Origin of the sequence: Aeromonas sp. R7-1, from assembly GCF_040908115.1 — a bacterium.
Taxonomy (GTDB): domain Bacteria; phylum Pseudomonadota; class Gammaproteobacteria; order Enterobacterales; family Aeromonadaceae; genus Aeromonas; species Aeromonas caviae.
Genome location: NZ_JBFODD010000064.1, coordinates 1 through 17,219 on the forward strand (window position 1 = coordinate 1; position 17,219 = coordinate 17,219).

The 17,219-nt window shown below is 60.7% G+C and carries 16 protein-coding genes and 1 pseudogene; 7 read left to right on the forward strand and 10 right to left on the reverse strand.

Features of this window, described 5'->3' with window-relative positions:
- Window positions 1–18 precede the first annotated feature (18 nt).
- A protein-coding gene (locus AB5Y51_RS18715; protein ID WP_319903933.1) for an IS3 family transposase occupies window positions 19–1,169 on the reverse strand; the annotation gives its coding sequence in 2 pieces (ribosomal slippage) (window positions 19–932 and window positions 932–1,169; 1,152 coding nt in all).
- Window positions 1,170–1,206: 37 nt separating this feature from the next.
- On the opposite strand from AB5Y51_RS18715, the gene AB5Y51_RS18720 reads away from it, so the two are divergent.
- Window positions 1,207–3,576, forward strand: coding sequence for an ankyrin repeat domain-containing protein (locus AB5Y51_RS18720; RefSeq protein WP_368178959.1), 2,370 nt, complete (start codon window positions 1,207–1,209; stop codon window positions 3,574–3,576).
- 655 nt (window positions 3,577–4,231) lie between these two features.
- Here the strand turns inward: AB5Y51_RS18720 and AB5Y51_RS18725 are convergent.
- Entirely contained in the window at window positions 4,232–4,519 is a 288-nt protein-coding gene (locus AB5Y51_RS18725; RefSeq protein ID WP_323941800.1) for an FCD domain-containing protein, read from the reverse strand.
- A gap of 56 nt (window positions 4,520–4,575) precedes the next feature.
- Between AB5Y51_RS18725 and eda the strand changes: the two are divergent.
- Window positions 4,576–5,187: pseudogene (eda, locus tag AB5Y51_RS18730) on the forward strand (bifunctional 4-hydroxy-2-oxoglutarate aldolase/2-dehydro-3-deoxy-phosphogluconate aldolase).
- Window positions 5,188–5,320: 133 nt separating this feature from the next.
- Here eda and AB5Y51_RS18735 read toward each other — a convergent pair.
- A complete protein-coding gene (locus AB5Y51_RS18735; RefSeq protein WP_039039888.1) occupies window positions 5,321–5,767 on the reverse strand; it encodes a GNAT family N-acetyltransferase in 447 nt (148 codons plus the stop codon).
- A 182-nt stretch (window positions 5,768–5,949) separates the two neighbouring features.
- Between AB5Y51_RS18735 and AB5Y51_RS18740 the strand changes: the two genes are divergently transcribed.
- Entirely contained in the window at window positions 5,950–6,450 is a 501-nt protein-coding gene (locus AB5Y51_RS18740; protein WP_010673967.1) for an SRPBCC domain-containing protein, read from the forward strand.
- A gap of 72 nt (window positions 6,451–6,522) precedes the next feature.
- Here AB5Y51_RS18740 and AB5Y51_RS18745 read toward each other — a convergent pair whose 3' ends face one another.
- Window positions 6,523–7,029 carry a GNAT family N-acetyltransferase gene (locus tag AB5Y51_RS18745; RefSeq protein WP_010673966.1) on the reverse strand — a complete coding sequence of 169 codons (507 nt, stop codon included), beginning with the start codon at window positions 7,027–7,029 and terminating at the stop codon, window positions 6,523–6,525.
- Window positions 7,030–7,181: 152 nt separating this feature from the next.
- A complete protein-coding gene (locus AB5Y51_RS18750) occupies window positions 7,182–8,372 on the reverse strand; it encodes a GNAT family N-acetyltransferase (RefSeq protein WP_368178961.1) in 1,191 nt (396 codons plus the stop codon).
- 261 nt (window positions 8,373–8,633) lie between these two features.
- On the opposite strand from AB5Y51_RS18750, the gene AB5Y51_RS18755 reads away from it, so the two are divergent.
- Genes AB5Y51_RS18755 through AB5Y51_RS18765 form a run of 3 tightly spaced genes read left to right on the forward strand, consistent with a single transcriptional unit; the run spans window position 8,634 to window position 11,079 of the window.
- Complete coding sequence (locus AB5Y51_RS18755) at window positions 8,634–9,452, forward strand: DUF3100 domain-containing protein (RefSeq protein WP_010673963.1); 819 nt, start codon at window positions 8,634–8,636, stop codon at window positions 9,450–9,452.
- Window positions 9,449–9,898 (forward strand): hypothetical protein, encoded by a 450-nt coding sequence (locus AB5Y51_RS18760; protein ID WP_010673962.1) that lies wholly within the window; start codon window positions 9,449–9,451, stop codon window positions 9,896–9,898. Before AB5Y51_RS18755 ends, AB5Y51_RS18760 begins: the two co-directional genes overlap by 4 nt.
- The gene (locus AB5Y51_RS18765) at window positions 9,898–11,079 is read left to right on the forward strand and encodes a M20 family metallopeptidase (protein WP_368178963.1); all 1,182 of its coding nucleotides are present in this window, start codon (window positions 9,898–9,900) and stop codon (window positions 11,077–11,079) included. Before AB5Y51_RS18760 ends, AB5Y51_RS18765 begins: the two co-directional genes overlap by 1 nt.
- A 213-nt stretch (window positions 11,080–11,292) precedes the next feature.
- Here the strand turns inward: AB5Y51_RS18765 and AB5Y51_RS18770 are convergent, their stop codons facing one another.
- From AB5Y51_RS18770 to AB5Y51_RS18785, 4 genes are all read right to left on the reverse strand, one after another.
- On the reverse strand, window positions 11,293–12,252 hold the full coding sequence (locus AB5Y51_RS18770) for a LysR substrate-binding domain-containing protein (protein WP_368178965.1): 960 nt from the start codon (window positions 12,250–12,252) through the stop codon (window positions 11,293–11,295).
- Window positions 12,252–12,890, reverse strand: a complete 639-nt coding sequence (gene pdxH / locus AB5Y51_RS18775; protein ID WP_368178966.1) for a pyridoxamine 5'-phosphate oxidase — start codon at window positions 12,888–12,890, stop codon at window positions 12,252–12,254. Before pdxH ends, AB5Y51_RS18770 begins: the two co-directional genes overlap by 1 nt.
- Window positions 12,891–13,047: 157 nt before the next feature.
- The gene (locus AB5Y51_RS18780) at window positions 13,048–13,371 is read right to left on the reverse strand and encodes a hypothetical protein (RefSeq protein WP_239053150.1); all 324 of its coding nucleotides are present in this window, start codon (window positions 13,369–13,371) and stop codon (window positions 13,048–13,050) included.
- On the reverse strand, window positions 13,368–15,335 hold the full coding sequence (locus AB5Y51_RS18785) for a reprolysin-like metallopeptidase (RefSeq protein ID WP_048207250.1): 1,968 nt from the start codon (window positions 15,333–15,335) through the stop codon (window positions 13,368–13,370). Before AB5Y51_RS18785 ends, AB5Y51_RS18780 begins: the two co-directional genes overlap by 4 nt.
- Window positions 15,336–15,546: 211 nt before the next feature.
- Between AB5Y51_RS18785 and AB5Y51_RS18790 the strand changes: the two genes are divergently transcribed.
- Entirely contained in the window at window positions 15,547–16,758 is a 1,212-nt protein-coding gene (locus AB5Y51_RS18790) for an RsmB/NOP family class I SAM-dependent RNA methyltransferase (RefSeq protein WP_368178968.1), read from the forward strand.
- 67 nt (window positions 16,759–16,825) lie between these two features.
- Here the strand turns inward: AB5Y51_RS18790 and AB5Y51_RS18795 are convergent, their stop codons facing one another.
- On the reverse strand, window positions 16,826–17,170 hold the full coding sequence (locus tag AB5Y51_RS18795; protein WP_010673955.1) for a Grx4 family monothiol glutaredoxin: 345 nt from the start codon (window positions 17,168–17,170) through the stop codon (window positions 16,826–16,828).
- Window positions 17,171–17,219 lie beyond the last annotated feature (49 nt).

Below are 17,219 nucleotides of genomic sequence, written 5' to 3' on the forward strand. Positions count from 1 at the left end.
TGAATCGCCCCTGGTTTTCTAGACACTTTGTTGCTGAAAAATAAACTGCCTTTCAAACTCTACCGGCGACAGCCCATCATTGGAACCATGACGCCTGATTGGGTTGTAAAACATCTCGATATAATCAAACACATCGCTGCGGGCTTCGTCTCTTGTCGCGTAAATCCTGCGCTTGATCCGCTCCCGTTTGAGCAACTGAAAGAAGCTCTCGGCGACCGCGTTGTCGTGACAGTTACCCCGTCGGCTCATGCTGCAACGCAGGTTGTGGGCCTTCAGAAAGTCCTGCCATTCACCACCGGTAAACTGGCTGCCCTGATCCGAATGCACCAGTACCGGCTGCTTGGGTTTACGCCGCCAGACGGCCATCAATAACGCATCAACCGCCAAGTCTGCCGTCATGCGTGACTTCATCGCCCAGCCGACGATCTGGCGAGAGAACAGGTCGAGCACCACCGCCAGGTACAGCCACCCTTCTTGAGTGCGAATGTAGGTAATGTCAGTCACCCAGGTGATGTTGGGGGCTGGCACCTTAAACTGACGTGCCAGCGTGTTTGGGGCAGCTTGCGTGCTCTTGCCTCCATAATGCCCCTTGCGGCGTTGATAGCCCGTTTGCGAACGCAGTCCCTCCCGCTTCATTAATTTGGCCACACGGTGCTTGCCGCAGGCTTCCCCTGCGTCACGAAGGTCGCGATGGATCTTGCGATAACCGTAGACAGCACCACTTTCCAGCCAGGATTGCTTGACCAATCCGGTCAGTCGTTCGTCCTCCTGCTGTCGTGGCGATGTGGGCTGTTTCAACCACGCGTAGAAGCCACTTCGGTGAACCCCCAGGGTTTGGCACAGGGTAACGACACTGTACCGGTCGAGTCGGGAGGTTATGAACGCGTACCTTTCCTTGACTCGCTGGCAAAGTACGCGGCGGCCTCCTTTAGAATATTGCGCTCCTCGGTGACCTGGCGCAGTTCAGTTTTCAGGCGGCGGATCTCGGCTTGCAAGGCAGACTCTTCTATTTGCTGGTCAGCAGGCTTACCGTACTGCTTGAGCCATGCATACAGGCTGTGGCTGGATACCCCGATGGCACGTGCAACGTCAGCCACCGGCCGCCCGCGCTCGGTGATTTGTTTAACGGCTTCGATTTTGAATGTTTCTGGATAACGCTGACGGGTCATAACACCTCCAATAGTTGCCTCATTTTAAGGCTGTGAGGTGTCTAGGGAACTGGGAGCGATTCACTGGTATCTTCCAGAGCCCTTCGAGGTGAATGGCAAACCTAGCCTATATATGCCGGTTGCCCAAGTGGTCGATTGGCTGTTGGACCTGCTGGGTATGCCTCTAGAGGCATTCGCAGAGCAACATAGTGGATTGATCGAGGATGGCAATGATGGTTTACGCCGATCCTTATATAACTGGCGTAATGGAACCACGATTCGCCCAGAGACCATCGATAAGTACTTTTCTGACAAGATAAAACTACGTTTTGACGGCGCGATATTACTCCACAACGATTGCAGCCCTTCTGCACAATTCAACAACGTTCTGAGTTTTTTGGAAAAAAAAGGGCTGAGTGCCGATAAGCTGCTGTTGGAAATCCCCATGACTCAACCTGGTCGCATAGAGTCAATTCTGGCCGGGCAGGCAGATGAAGACGAGCAAGCCACCTTCGTTAAATGCATCGCAGAGCGTTATGCAGCACCTTTACCCAACACTATCCGCCAACGCTTGTTACTTGCTCGGACGGTGCAGGATGGTTATGTACGGCTACTCAAATACCTATTTCCCAATATTGACAAGTTGTGTGCAGATCCCCAGCAAAATAAATTACTTCAACTATTCGCCATCTATAAGTCTATCTACAACCTGACTATCGATGCATACCGATATTGTAGAGAGCAGGGGGAAGCCGCTGAAAATGTGTGGTTCGAAGCACATCTGCCTGAATGGGACAAAAACGGCATATTCCTTTCGATCCTTCCTTCTCGTTGGGAAACTGCAAACCTAGAACTCGCTCAGTTATTGACTCATCATTTCTACCATTTGCAGCCTGGGGCGATGCTTGAAGATCACTTTGCACTCGACGCTGCATCCGCTATGCCCATCATTCAAAAAAAGTTGGAACTCCTCAAGGCGCATGCTGATGAGACACAAGCTACCTATCGGTTGATTGACCGGATGAGAACCTCATCACCTTGGCGCGCCTTGCAGGCAGAGCATCGATATTGGGTCCTCAGTCAGGTCGCGCAGCATCCGTCCCTAACTCCACGAGCCAAAGAGGCAGCTGTCCAGCGTTTGCAAGAGATAGCAGCAACACCAGCCGAAACCGTCCAAACAATTCTGTTCGGGCTGGACGGCTACCTGAATGGTGATCGCAAACAAAGGCCAAAAGACACAATAACCAAGGTACAAATCCTACTCGATGAAGCTGAAGCCAGCTCAGGGTATGAGTTATGGAAAGCCCCAATTTTGCAATACAAAGCCAAGCACCTGCTTGCCAGTAATGATTTTGAGGGGGCAATCAGACTGTTCAGAGAGGCGCTGGACGCTGCTTTGGAACGAAATTATGGCCCAGTGCGTGGTGAGATCGCGAGGGATGGTCTGGCCTTAGAAGTTGCCAACCAGAAACTAATCACCAATAACCACGAAAAATACTATCGGGAGATGCTGGCCGGAGGAATGATGGCCGAGTGCGATACGATTCCATCTATCGAGGATATTGCACGCTGGGCATCAGATTACTTTTGGGATGACCTATACAAACCCTATCCAGGTATTGAGGCCGAAATCCGTAGCATACAAAGTACGATGGATAAGTTACTTAACGACCTGCTGCCATTGTTCCAAGCTGGTGATGAAGAAGGATTGCAAAAATGGATCAAAGCCAATCGTTCATTGTTGAAATCTAGCCTGCCTGATGTCGATGGAAATTCCGTATTGATGGCTCTTCTCAAGATGCATTCTTCTTTTATGCAGATAATGCCTCCAATGAAGTTAATTGTTCCACTCGAGCTGCAAAGTGAAACGCGTCGGTTCGAGGCCATGTTGGCGCATTGGCGCTCGTTTATCGGCCAACTGGCACAAGAGAGCCCTAAACAACTAAATATCCCCGATATTAAAGGGCAAACCCCCTTGATGCTGATGGCTGAGAAAGGAGATACCGAGTTAGTAACCATCATGCTCAAAGCTGGCGCTGATCCAGAAATACAAAGCAGTAACGGAATGACTGCTCTACATTCGGCGATCAAGTCTGGGGTAGATAGTTGTGTGGATATACTCCTCGATCACCCGTGCAAGCGAGGCAATCTCACGGATGACGGGCAATCACCACTGCACACGGCGAGTTGGACTGCCAATTTGCATGCCGTCAGGCGCTTGCTGCAGCTATCCCCCAAACTCGCACGGCAGCGCAACTCTCAGGGAATGACCCCCCTAGAACTGATTAACCACTTGATCGACAACCCAGAGGCGTTAAGCCTCTTAGCTAACCAGCTGGCTCAAAATGGGCTGCGTTGTGCCACCAAGCAAGAGTTGCTCGTAACTGCAGACTTGCTTGCACAAGCGATGTCTGTGTTACAGAAATAGAGCGAACCTAAAGCGCATCGAAGGATGGGGACACTGATATAGCGTTCTCCTGTGATTTGCCATCTGAAGTTGAACGAACGATTCCGGGTTCTATGAATAGGCAAATTTGGACGGGGAATTTTTTTCCAATCGAGGAACTGATACAACAGAGAGCGCAGGCTTTCGAAAGAGGCAGTTACCTTTTGAGAAAGGTAAGAGTTAACATTTCCTCCACTGCCAATTAACCACATATGGCCATGCCAACCCAGATAACACTATGTTACTGCAGAAGTTCTGATGTTAGGCATACGGTTAGGCATATTAAAATTTTCTGAATTGGTTATTTTAATTTTAAATCAATAAATTAACTATCCAGTTCAACCTCCCCCAGCACCAAACGTTTGGAAAGGGCCACTTCGCAAGAAGTGGCCCTTTTTGTATCCTTTTTCTGGCTTTCAGAGGATGTAACCGCCCCAAGAGCACAGAGCATGACCAGACCTGAGGCCAAAGGCTCTGCGGGGGGGCTGCATTTGACATGGGCCAGCTCCAGGTGGCGTCGCCAGCAAAAACCGGCGAGTGGAGCAGCAATTTGCCCGGGAGCTGTGGGCCACGCCATCAGCCCAGCGCTTCCATGGGGTTGAAACAACCTCGAGGGTTCGCCCCCGAGAACCTTCCACTAGCCGTTGGCAGTGGAAGGCTGGGTCAGATGAACGACGGGATTTTCGGAGAAGAGGTAGCGGTCATCCTCCATTTCGTCATCGAAGATGGTGGCCTGGAAGCGCATCTGCTTGGTGTTCTCCAGGTGCTGCCACATGGCCAGCTTGGCCGCCTGCGGATCCTTGCGCATCAGGGCCTTGAGGATCTGGTCGTGATCGTCGCACCAGCTGGAGATGGCCTTGTCGTCGATATGCTCGTGGAGCTTGCGCCAGTAGGGGTTGCGCTCGCAATGCAGCCAGGGAGCCAGGGCTTCGGGGTGGGCGAGATCGTCGTCAAACGCGGCTCTGAGGTTGCCTGGTGGTCATGGCAACGCAGCGGATCGAAATCGCCGCCCTGCGGTTGTCCGCCGAACAGGTGATCGACACCACGGCGGCGGGCGACTCCTTCAGCGCCGGTTATCTCGCCGCACGCCTGCAAGGGGCCGACGTCGCCGACGCCGCCGTAGAGGCCATCCGCCAGATGCGCGCGGCCTACCCGGATCTGCTGATCGGGGCCGGCACCGTGCTCAACCGCGAGCAGGTGGATGCGACCGTTGCGGCGGGCGCCGACTTCATCGTCAGCCCCGGCTTCAACCCGACCACGGTGCAGTACTGACTGGACAAGGACGTCACCATCATCCCCGGGGTCAACAACCCCAGCCTGGTGGAGCAGGCCATGGAGATGGGGCTGCGCCACCTCAAGTTCTTCCCGGCCGAGCAGTCTGGCGGCACCGCCATGCTCAAGGCCCTGGGCGCCGTCTATCCGGTGCGCTTCATGCCCACCGGCGGCGTGACGCCGGCCAATCTGAAGGAGTATCTGGGGCTGAATGCCGTGATCGCCTGCGGCGGCACCTGGATGGTGCCGGCCAAGCTCATCGACGAGGGCAGGTGGGAAGAGCTGGCCGCCCTGGTAAGAGAGGCCGTGGCGGCCCTGTGATCATCGGTTGAGCGGGGGAAGGTCTGCCCTCCCCCGGATGTGTTGAAGAGCCACTTCCCGCGAAGTGGCTTTTTTATGCCCTGCCAGGGCTGGAGATCAATGTGCGGTGCGGTTGCCGCAGTCTGCCAGCGGCTTATTCCCCTGCGTCATCGGGCGTCAACACCAGCCTGAGCCTGCGCCAGGGCCCCGTGATGTCGCAATGACCCGTCTCTTCGGTGTTCTCCCAGCCCAGGCGATGATAGAAAGCCATCGCCGTGGTGTTGCGCATGGCCACCTTGAGGGAGGCCGGGGAAGGGTATCCGGCCAAGCCGGCGGCAAGCAAGGCCCGCCCCATGCCCTGCCCGTGCCAGTCCGCCACCACGTAGAGATGATGCACGAAGCTCTCGGCCCCCCAGATGGAGACGAATCCGCACGGGCTGCCCCCTTTCTCCGCCACCCAGATCTCCTCGCCCCGGGTCTGCTCGGCAAAATCCTCGAGCCGGAACAGGGCGGGATCAACCCAATGGAAGGCCTGGCGCCTTCCCTTGAGGAAGAGCTGCGCCAGCATGGGCTCGTCAGCTTCCGTCATCATTCTGATCATGACACCATCCTTGCGTTGCGTGCTTGTCGCTTCCCACTCTCGATGGATCCCGCCGTGCTGTCAAATCGGCAATGTGGACCCTCTTGAATACGTAACCGTGTGACACAGGGCTGCCTATTTTATCGCCTCAGGGGCTATACTGCCGAGGTCCCGTCCATGACTGGTTTGAGGTTCACTGATTTATGGATAACAAGCAAATTGAAGGCAGTATTCTGGTACCCGCCCACATTGACGATGTCTGGCGGGCCTGGACCACGGAGAGCGGGCTGCGCAGTTTTCTGGCGCCGGAGTGTCTCATGGTCCCGGAACCCAACGGACCGTTCGAGATCTATTTCAGACCCGATGCTCCCCTCGGCGAGCGTGGCAGCGAAGGGTGCCGGGTGATGGCGGTCATGCCCCATGATCTGCTCAGCTTCAGCTGGAATTTCCCTCCCCAGTTTCCCCACATTCGTCAGCAGAAGACCCAGGTCAGCCTGCGCTTCGTGCCGGAGGGCCAGGGCACCCGGCTCCACTTCCTGCAAACCGGCTGGGCGCAGGATCCAGACTGGGACCAGGGTTATGCCTACTTCCGGGAGGAGTGGCTGGAACTGAGTCTGCCGAGGCTTCAGTACCGTTTCACCCACGGCCCCATCGACTGGAACAACCCGCCGGGCAAGCAGCAGCTGAAATCACTGGCCCAGTGACGTCCATTCAAGCGATGGGCATGGCATGAAAAAGGACCCGCTCAGGGTCCTTTTTCATGGATGGGCAGGCGGTCACTCCACCGGCTCTTCATCGAACAGGGGGTGATAGAGCACCTCGCCCCTTACCCCGTCGAGCCCGCCGGGTTGCAACTCCATCGCCATGAAACACTCCGTCGGCACCTCGTAGATGCAGTGCAGGCCGAAGTCGCTGGCAGGCCGAAACCCGAAACGGGCGTAGTAGGCGGGATCCCCGAGCACCACCACCGCCTTCCAGTCCATCTCCAGTGCCGTGTCCAGCCCTTCCCGCACCAGATCCGAGCCAATGCCCTGCCCCTGCCAGTCGGGATGCACGGCCACGGGTGCCAGTCCCAGCCAGGGCCCTTCCTGTCCCTCAATGGTGATCGGGCTCAGCATCAGGTGCCCCATGAACTCGTACTCTTCCTCCTCGACCATGGTGACCACGGCGGCCCCACATTCTCGCAGGCGGTTGACCAGTTCGGCCTCGTCGGGACGACCAAAGGCGGCACTCACCAGCTCATAGACTGGCAGCATGTCGCCGGGACGCTCGGTTCTCAACATACAGCGTTACTCCTCGTACAGCAGGGCGGCCATTATTCCACAGAAGTGGGGCGCCACTTCACTGCCTTTGTCTGAAAATGGGAGGACGGACTCAGGAAAACGCCTGACAGACCCCGCACCAGGCTTCGCGATGAACGCCCCTGGGCAAGCCATCAGCGTCCGTCGTCAGGCTGTCGCAATCGCCGCAGATAGGCGAGGCCCAGATCCCCGCACTCCTTGAGCAGGGCGCCACCCCCATGGGCCTGTACCCCGGGCGCCTCTGGCGCCAGCATGGCCAGGGGATAGCGCCGCACCGTCAGCCCGCTGAGTGTCTGCTCGCCCTCTGTCGCCTCCCCCGCCATGAAGAGCGCCACCCCCTCACCGTGCAGTATGGCCACGACCACGTCCTCGTCATCCAGCCAGGGGGCCAACGCCTCTTTGCGTGCATCCGTCAGGCGCGCCGGGCGATCCAGCCGCCAGTGATCGAGCTCGAGGGCGCCATCGGCCGGATCTGGCCGACGCCCGTCATGGTGCATGCCAGTCTTTTCCATCACCCGGCCTGAGGCGAGGTTGCCCGGCATGTGGCGGGCGGTGAGGGCAGGCAGGTGCCACTGCTCGAAGGCAAACGCCCTGACCAGGCTCGCGGCCCGGGTGGCCAGCCCCCTGTTCTGCCAGGGCACGCCGACCCACCATGCCAGCTCCCCGTGCCAGTGCAGGGAGAGAGAGCCGACCAAGGGAGCGGGCTCGTCTTCACGCCCCTGGGGCAGAGTCAGGGCCCAGGTGCATCCCAGCCCGAGAGCAGCCTTGCGCCCGCTCAGGGCAAGCCAGTCCCGCGCCGCCTCCGGCGAATAGGGGTGGGGGATGTTGAGGGTATAGCGGGCGAGCGCCGCATCCGAACAATAACGCAGGATGGCGCTCTCATCGCCGGGCAGCAGGGGGCGCAGCACCAGCGCGTCCTGCCCGCCAGGCTCGCGCAGCACCGGGGTCATCAGGCGGCGGGCAAGCAGGCGTTGCAGGGCAACCCCGAGGTCGTCATCGGCACCGAGGCGGTGATCCGCCCCCACGGGCCCCAGGGTGAGCAAGCCGCTCTCTCTGGCCAGGGTCAGCAGGGAGCCGGAGGCAGCGATCAGGATCTGCCGGTCCGGCTGTGTCGCCATCAGCGGGGAGGCGGCCTCCCCCAGCCAGGCGGCAAGCAGGTCGCGGGCAAGGAGAATGCCATCTGGCGGGCTGACCGACCAGGGTGCCATCTCCCTCGCCTCCCCTTTGCCAAGCAGCAGCCACCAGCGGTTTCCCCGGTGCTGCCAGGCCTGCAACGCCGCTTGCCAGGAGGGGCGCCAGAGCGCACCCTCGATCAACAGATCCATTCCTTCCCCCACATCCGTCCCCCGGATCAGGCACCGGGTGCCCGGGCGGCACCACACTCCTGTCTGAGGCAGCATAAGCAGCTGCCAATGAGTTGTTAAACCATATGTTTACCATGGTTAAACGGCATACCCCATGAAAAAATGCCATATGGCTGACTTGATGGCGGTCACATTCCTTCCCCTCCTCGCTTCCTATCATGCCCCCATCATGGCGCGACCAAAGACGCCCATGAAGGACAACGGATAACAAGAGAACACACTATGCAGCCAACCAGCCCACTCAAAACGGTAGTAGTCAGTACCCTGGCGACCGCCCTGCTGATCTTCGTGGCCCAATCCCTCATCGGGAAGCAGGAGATCAGACTCGGCATCGCCATCATCCCCATCCTGCCCATGCTCTTTGCCGTCATCATCGGCATGATCGTCTCCGCCAAGCCCGTCAAGGATCGCATCCCCGGCTGGAAGAGGCTCTTCACCGAGCGAGAAGAGGGCTTCTGCGGCAAGATGGTGGGTTTCAGCCTGCTGATCCTCGGGACCCAGTATGCGGGCATGATCATCCCCAACCTCAAGATGATCCTGAGCGTCGGCGTGCCGCTCTTCCTGCAGGAAATAGGCAACCTCCTGCCCATCCTCATCGCCATTCCGCTGGCGGTGAAGTTCGGCTTTGGCCGCCGTGCCATCGGGGCCTGCTCCTCCATCAGCCGTGAACCCTCGGTCGCGGTGATCCAGGGCAAGTTCGGCACCGGCTCCCAGGAGTACATCGGCGTGCTCGCCATCTACCTGTGCGGCTCCGTCATCGGCACCCTCTGGTTCAGCGTGCTCGGCAGCATCGCCCCCCTCACGGGGCTGCACCCCCTGGCCCTGGCCGCCGGTTCCGGCGTGGGATCCGGCTCCATGCTGAGCGCCGCCTCCGGTGCCCTCATCAACGGCCTGGACGAGGCGATGGCCCAGCAGGTGCTCAGCATCGCCGCCGCCTCGAACCTGCTCTCGTCGGCCCTGGGGGCGCTCTCCCTCACCTATCTGGGTCTGCCGCTCGCTGAAAAAATCTATGCCCTGACCGCCAAAGGAGAGAAAGCATGAAAAGCATCGTGATGGATATGCGCTTCGTCTTCCTGGCGATCCTGCTGGCCATGTTCACCCAGACCCTGACCTCGGGCCTGCCGCTGTGGCAGATGGGGGACAGCTTCATCGCCATGTCCCTGGTAGTGTTCGCCTCCCTGGTGACCAAGCGCTACCTGCCCTCCTCCCTGCCGGCCTTTGCCTATGCCACCATCATCGGCATTCTCATCTGCCTGCCCGAGACCCCGGTGCGCGGCCTCTTCATCGATGCCGTGGCCAAGATCTCCTTCCTCTCCTGCTGCGTGCCGCTCCTGGCCTTCGCCGGCCTCTCGGTGGGCGGTCAGCTGGAGGAGCTCAAGAAGATGTCGTGGAAGGTGATCCTCATCTTCATGATCGTCTCCACCTGCTGCTTCTTTGGCGCCTCCCTGGTTGCCCAGCTCGGTTTCTCCATTCAAGGGATCATCTGATGAACCACTACCATATCGAACCTGACCTGTTGGCACTGCGCGACTTCAGCTACGAAGTGCGCCACCACCTGCACCGCATCCCGGAATACTCGGGGGCCGAGTTCAAGACCTCTGCCTACTGCCGTGGGTTGATGGAAGAGTTCGGCTACAGGATCACCCTGTACCCCGGTTTCACCGGTTTTCACGGGGATCTGGCGGTCGACCCCACCCTGCCCACCATTGCCTTTCGTGCCGACATGGATGGCCTGGAGATGCACGACATGAGCGAGGTGGCGTTCAAATCCACCCATGAGGGGATGGCCCACAACTGCGGCCACGACTCCCACATGGCGATCGCTCTGACCGCCGCCAGGTTTCTGGCCGCCAACCGCGAGCGCCTGCGGTACAACGTCCGCTTCATCTTCCAGATGGCGGAAGAGGACATGCGCGTCCCCGGTGCCGAAAAGATGGTTGAGCTTGGCTGCATGAAGGGGGTGGACGAGGTCTATGCCCTGCACAACGACGGCGCCATGGAGACGGGCACCATCAAGTTCAACCAGGGGGTCATGTCCTCCTGGGGGTCTGCCTGGACGCTTGATGTGCACGGCATCTCCGCCCACGGCTCCACCCCCCACAAGGGGCTGGATGCCATCCGGGAGGCGGTGCGGATCATCGAGGACATGGACTACATCGTCGCCAAGCGCACCAGCCCGTTCAGCCCGGCGGTCTTTGGTTGCGGCATGATCAACGGCGGCACCATTCCCAACGCCATCGCCGATCATGTGCAGGCCCGTGGCACCATCCGCGCCATGGATGCCGAAACCGACCAGATCCTGAAAAACAGCTTCAGGGACATCATCGCCCAGAGCGAGCTGCGCGGCTTCAAGACCACCATGGTCCATGCCGGCTACCCGGCAGTGGAGAACCACCCCCAGGCCTGCGAGCGCCTGCAACAAGCCGCCTCGGAGGTGTTGTCCAGCGACGGGATCAACGCAAAGGGCCAGCCCATGACCGGCAGCGAGGACTTCAGCTACATGATCAACGCCACGCCAAGCCGCATGGGGGCCATGTTCTTCCTCGGCAGCGGCAATCAGGCCAAGGGGATCTGTAACTACCTGCACGCGAACCCCTATTACCTGGACGACGACTGCCTGCTGGTGGGAGCCCAGATCTTCGTCAATCTGGCGACCCGTACCCCCTAAGCAGCAAGGGGGCTGCCGCACCCCGAGGCCCTGCTGGATGATGGCGATCTGCTGCTCGGCACCCGGAGCGCCGTCAATCTGGTGGCCACGACAGCCGGGAGAGAGGGATCACCGGGAAAAGGCAGCACAGGACACCACTTATCACAAAAAAGAGAGGCTACTGGCCTCTCTTTTTTGCATCTATGCAGCACATCTGACTTCCCCTGACGGCCTTCAGAGCCAGGGCAGGGTCGCAGACGGAGCGGGCGTTCCCTGGTTGAGCAGCGCCAGCTGCACCGTCTCCCGGCTCACATGGGGGGCATAGAGGTGGATGAAGTCGTACATGTAGTCCCGCAGGTGGGCGTGCCTGCGCAGGCACACATGGGCCACGCTCGAGGCAATCAGATGATCGATGTTGAGGCAGACCAGGCTCTCCCTGTCCCCTTCGTCGAACGCCGAGGTGGCGATCACCCCGACCCCCATGCCCAGGCGCACATAGTGCTTGATGATGTCGCTGTCGGTGGCCGTCAGCACGATGCGGGGGCTGAGGCCATGGCGACCGAACGCCTTGTCCATCTTGGAGCGGCCGGTGAAGCCGAACACATAGGTGATCAGGGGATACCGGGCCAGATCCGCCATGGCCAGCGGCTGGCAGTCCAGCAGCGGATGGCCGTGGGGCACCACCACGCTGCGCCCCCAGCGATAGCAGGGCACGGTCGCCAGCTCGTCGAACAGGTGCATGGACTCGGTGGCGATGGCCATCTCCACATCCCCGTTTTGCGCCATCTGCGCCAGTTGGGCAGGGGCTCCCTGATGCAGCTGGATGCTCACCTCGGGGTAGCGGCGGGAGAATTCGGTAATGACCGCCGGCAGCTTGTAGCGGGCCATGGTGTGGGTGGTGGCGATGCGCAGCACCCCGCTGGTGGCCAGCTGATCCCCGAGGGAAAGCTGACCAATCTGCTCCACCTGGGCCACCACTCCCCTGGCCAGCTCCATCACCTGCTCCCCCATGGGGGTCAGGCCCGCCGGGTTCTTGCCCTTGCGGGTAAACAGCGCCAGCCCCAGCTCCTCTTCCAGCATCTTCATCTGCTTGCTGAGGGTCGGCTGGGAGGTATAGAGCTTCTCCGCCGTCGCCGAGATGTTGAAGTTGTTCTTCACTATCTCGGTGAAATTCTTGAGCCGGGCGATGTTCATCAGGGCGCCAGGCGCTCGATGTGCCAGCCGTCCCCCTCGCGGCTGTAATAGAAGCGATCGTGCAGACGATGCTCCCCGCCCTGCCAGAACTCGACGGTGTCGATGCGCACCCGGAAACCACCCCAGAAGCTCGGCAGCGGCACCTCGCCATTGGCAAACTTCTGCTTGAGTTCGAGGAACTTGGCCTCGAGCACGCCACGGGCCGAGATGCGGGTCGACTGTTTGGAGACCCAGGCGGCGATCTGGCTGTCCTTGGGACGGCTGTGGAAATACTTCATCACCTCGAAGGTGCTCATCTTCTCCACCCGACCGGTCACGTGTACCTGTCTGTCCAGGGTGTGCCAGGGGAAGAGCAGGCTGATACGGGGGTTGCCCTCCAGCTGATGCGCCTTGCGGCTGCCCATGTTGGTGTAGAACACCATGCCTTCGGCATCGTAGTGCTTGAGCAGCACGGTGCGCTGCCAGGGCTGGCCATCGGCATCCACGGTGCCCACCACCATGGCGGTGGGATCGGTCAGTTTGGCCTCGCACGCCTGGGCCAGCCACTTCTCGAACAAGGCGAGGGGCTCGGCCGGCAGATCGGCCCGGTGCAGTCCACCCCTGGTGTATTCGCGACGCAGATCAGCCACATCCATCATCTTGATTTTCCTTCTCTCTTTCTCTGCCGCCCGTGCGGCGATGGGTGCAGGCATTGTGCGACGAGCGCGCCATGGGTACAAGCCTCGGGGCGGCCAAATGGCGGAGCAAAAAAAGAGGGAGGCTCATGCCTCCCTCTTTATGCCGATGACCGTCAGCCTACTGCTTGCCGTCAACCGACGGGCAATGGGCCAGCATGCGCCGGTTGTAGTCCGCCGCATAGGCGCTCAGCCTGGCATGGGCCTCCTTCTGATCCGGCTTGATGACATCCCCGAATCCATCGAGATAGCGCACGCCGCAGCGCGCCTTGGCCGCCGCCTGCTGATCCGCCGCGATCCCGGGCGCCACCTCGCCGCGCCCGGCCCGCACGATCAGCCGGTAATCCTGCCTGGCAAGGCTGGCGCTGACCGCCTGATCCAGGGTGTCTGCATCGGCCTGACAACCGCCGAGCAGGGTGAGCAGCAGCACCCCGGCCAGTCTCATGCCCGCCTCCGCTGCCAGCCCAGCAACGCCAGAGCCAGGGTCCAGAAGCCGAGGGCACCGCCGCCACCGCTTCCCCCCTCTTCACCGCGCTGGGTGACCGAGAGCTTGAGGGGACTGATGGCGAAGAAGATGTTGTCGCTGCACGCCACCTTCAAGCGGGCAGTGCCGTCCTGGCCCGCCGGGATGGTGACGCTCGCCGAGCCCGAGTTGGGTTTGCCGCTGGCAAGGGGAGTCCAGTTTGCCCCCTCGTCCCGGGTCATGAAGAGATCCACCTTGCTGCAGTTGATGGGGGCGGCATTGGTGCCGGCCACTTCCCAACTGATGGTCTGCGTCTTGCCCGCCCCCAGGGGGGTCACCACCGGGCTGGTCAGGGCAAAGGCCTTGCCGGTGTTGACCACCTGGATCTTCATGTCATCGCTGGCGACACCCCCCTTGCCGTCCCGCGCCGTGAGGCGGAAGTTCAGGTCCCGGTTGGTGGCAGGCCAGGCCTCCCCTATCGCCAGGGTGTTGGTGAGCAGGGAGGTGAGACTCGGCAGGGTGCGCTCCGGCACGCTGGTGGGCGCCACGAAACGGAACAGCGGGCGGCTGCCGTCGTCCACCATGGTGGCCGGGCTGCTCGACTCCGTCCCCAGATCGATCTGCTCCCAGGTGTAATTCAGCGGATCGCTGTCAAGATCGGCCCCCGCCCCCTTGAGCACGAAGGGGGTGTTGGCAGGGATGACGTAGTCATTGCCTGCCGCCACCTGGGGCGCATTGTTGACCAGCGCCAACGGGGTGCCGCAATTTGGCTCCGTGGCCATGTGGGCCCGCATCTGCTCGATGGACTTGCTGTGGAAATAGGGCTCGCTGTGGGGCTGCAGATCTTCGTCTCCGCAGATCCCTGCATAGGCCATGATGGAGCTGCCGCTGCCCGGCTCCCAGGCCTGGCTTGGTTCCCGGTTGCCGCCGCCACAACTGCCTGTGGTGCCGTTGAAGGTGTGGTCTGCCCCGAACTGGTGACCAATCTCGTGGGCTACGTAGTCGATGAAGAAGGCATCCCCCACCGGCTCGGAGGAGCCCGTCATCCCCGCCGATTTGTCAGGGGTGCAGAGTACGCCCAGTCCCGCCAGGCCGCCGCCACCGGTGTTGACCACATGGCCGATGTCGAAGGCCCCCAGCCCCTTGGTCAGGGCATCGGCCTGCACCTGCATGTTGGCATCGATATCGCCGTCATCATTGTTGAAGGGATCGTTCGCCACGTCGGTGAAGATGATGGTGTCGTTGCCGCTGGCGAGCTGGAATTCGGCCGCCACGTCACGCTGGTAGACCTCGTTGACCCGGTTGAGCAGGGTGGTGATGGCGCCAAGACCCGCCTCCACGGTGCCGCCGTGATACTGGGTGTACTCCCCCGCCGCCGAGATGGCGATGACATAGCGCTTGCGCTCGTTGCCATCCACCAGCACCTGGCGGGCCAGCTTTTTGGCCTCGCCCCCGATCACCTTGTCCGCCTCTTCTTCCAGCCGGCTGTGGGCATCTTGCTGGTAATAGACGGCATAGCCTTCCCCATTGCGAAGGGGATCGACGAACACCATCTTCCCTTCATGGCTGAACATGGCGTGGAATCCCTGGGGACCGAGATCGAAGCGCCCGGTCTCGCCCGGCGCCGCTTCGTTGTACCCCTTGAAGGCCAGGATATCGGGATATTTGGCGGCCAGATCCGCCGGCAGCAGATCATAGGGTTGCAGGCTGAAGGTCACCTCCTTGCCATCCGGCAGGGGCAGGGTCAGGCGGCGCTCGCCCCCCTTCAGGGCAGCCAGGTAATCGGTGGAGACGGTGACGATGCGATACTGGCTGGCCCTCACCTCGTACCCATCGGCGGCGGTGGCCCGCGCCGTGACCGTATGCCACTCGCCGGCCATCAGGTTGCCGGACGTCATCAGACCCGCCACCAGCACCGCCAGCGGAGAATATTTCATCAACTGCATCTTTTTAATTCCTTTTTAAACGGATTCACCTGAACTGCCACGGCATCATTTGCCCGCTGGTCCGATTAGTCCAGCAACATCCTCTGTACATTCCCCGAATGGGGAAGGTTGCACCAATGCAGACTAGCCCCTATCATGGCGCGGATTTGTCCGTTCCAGAACCCCTCTTCGACGGGGCCGGTTCACTCTTTCTTTGGCCAAGGTTAATCTCATGCTCAAGTCCCCACTGTTGCCCCGTTTCGGGGATCTGGTCGTTGCCATCGTTGACGATGTGCTGGGTCAGGGTCTTACCCTCGACCGCTCCTATGCACGTCACTTCTCCGGCATCGAACTCAAACCGCAAGAACAGGCAAGGATTGCCCTGGTCACCGGCGATCTGCTGCGCCGCCTCAGCCTCTACTGCTTCCTCACCGGCATCCAGGTCCGTCAGGCGGAGAAGAATGTCTGGCCGCTGCTGCACAGCTGGCACGCCTTCCACAAGATAGATCAGCCCAACCACCCGACCCTGGATCGCTTCAACGAGGAGGCGTTCCGCCGCCGCCTGACCGAGGCCAAGAAGAACCCGGTGCTGATGGACGGCTGCCCTGCCTGGCTGGAAAAGCTCGGCAGCGAGCAACTGGGCGACGCCTGGCCGGCCGAGCGTGCCGCCCTGGCCTGGATGCCCAAGCGTTACCTGCGGGTCAACACCCTCAAGTGCACCCGGGACGAGCTGCAAGCCATGCTGGCCAAAGAGCATGTCACCACAGTGCTCGTCGACGGAGTGGAGACTGCCTTGCAAGTGACCTCGGACGCCGCCCTGTTCCGTACCCAGGCCTTTGCCGATGGCTGCTTCGAGCAGCAGGATGCCGGCTCCCAGCTGGTGGCCGCGGCCCTCGACGTCAAGCCCGGCATGCGGGTCATCGACGCCTGTGCCGGTGCCGGCGGCAAGACCCTGCACCTGGCCGCCATGATGCAGGGCAAGGGCCGTCTGCTGGCCATGGACGTGGAAGAGTGGAAACTGGAGAACCTCAAGCAGCGCGCCCGCCGCGCCGGTGCCCACAACGTGGAGACCCGGGTCATCACCAGCAGCAAGACCGTCAAGCGCCTGAAAGAAAGCGCCGATCGCGTGCTGCTGGACGTCCCCTGCTCCGGCCTTGGCGTGCTCAAGCGCAACCCGGATGCCAAGTGGCGCGACACCGCCGAGCGCCTGCCGGTGCTGGTCGCCCTGCAAGAGGAGATCCTGCAGCGCTACAGCCAGATGGTGAAGGTGGGCGGCCTGCTGGTCTACGCCACCTGCTCCATCCTGCCCGAGGAGAACCGCCAGCAGGTGGACAAGTTCCTCGCCGCCAACGAGCACTTCCGCCTGATCAGCGATCACAACGTCAGCCCGGCCGAGACCGGCTTCGACGGCTTCTACATGGCGCGTCTCGAACGCATCGCCTGATGTCTGTCGTGGGCACAAAGAAAAGGGGAGCCAGTGGCTCCCCTTTTTGCATGGTATGGATGCGGCCTTATTCGGCGGCAGCGTCATCCTGCTTGTGCTTGGCGGCAGTTTCCTTGATCAGGGTCTGCAGCTCGCCGGCCTGGAACATCTCGATCATGATGTCGCAACCACCGACCAGCTCGCCCTCGACCCACAGTTGCGGGAAGGTGGGCCAGTTGGCGAATTTCGGCAGCTCGGCGCGGATGTCCGGGTTCTGCAGGATGTCGACATAGGCGAAAGGCTCGCCGCAGGACATCAGGGCCTGGGAGGCCTGGGCAGAGAAACCGCAGCTGGGCAGCTTGGGGGATCCCTTCATGTAGAGGATGATGGGATTCTCAGCCAACTGCTGTTTGATCTTTTCAATAGTTTCCATAAATGCCTCACTGGAGCGATTTCGGCGGCCATTCTACTGCAATCCGGGC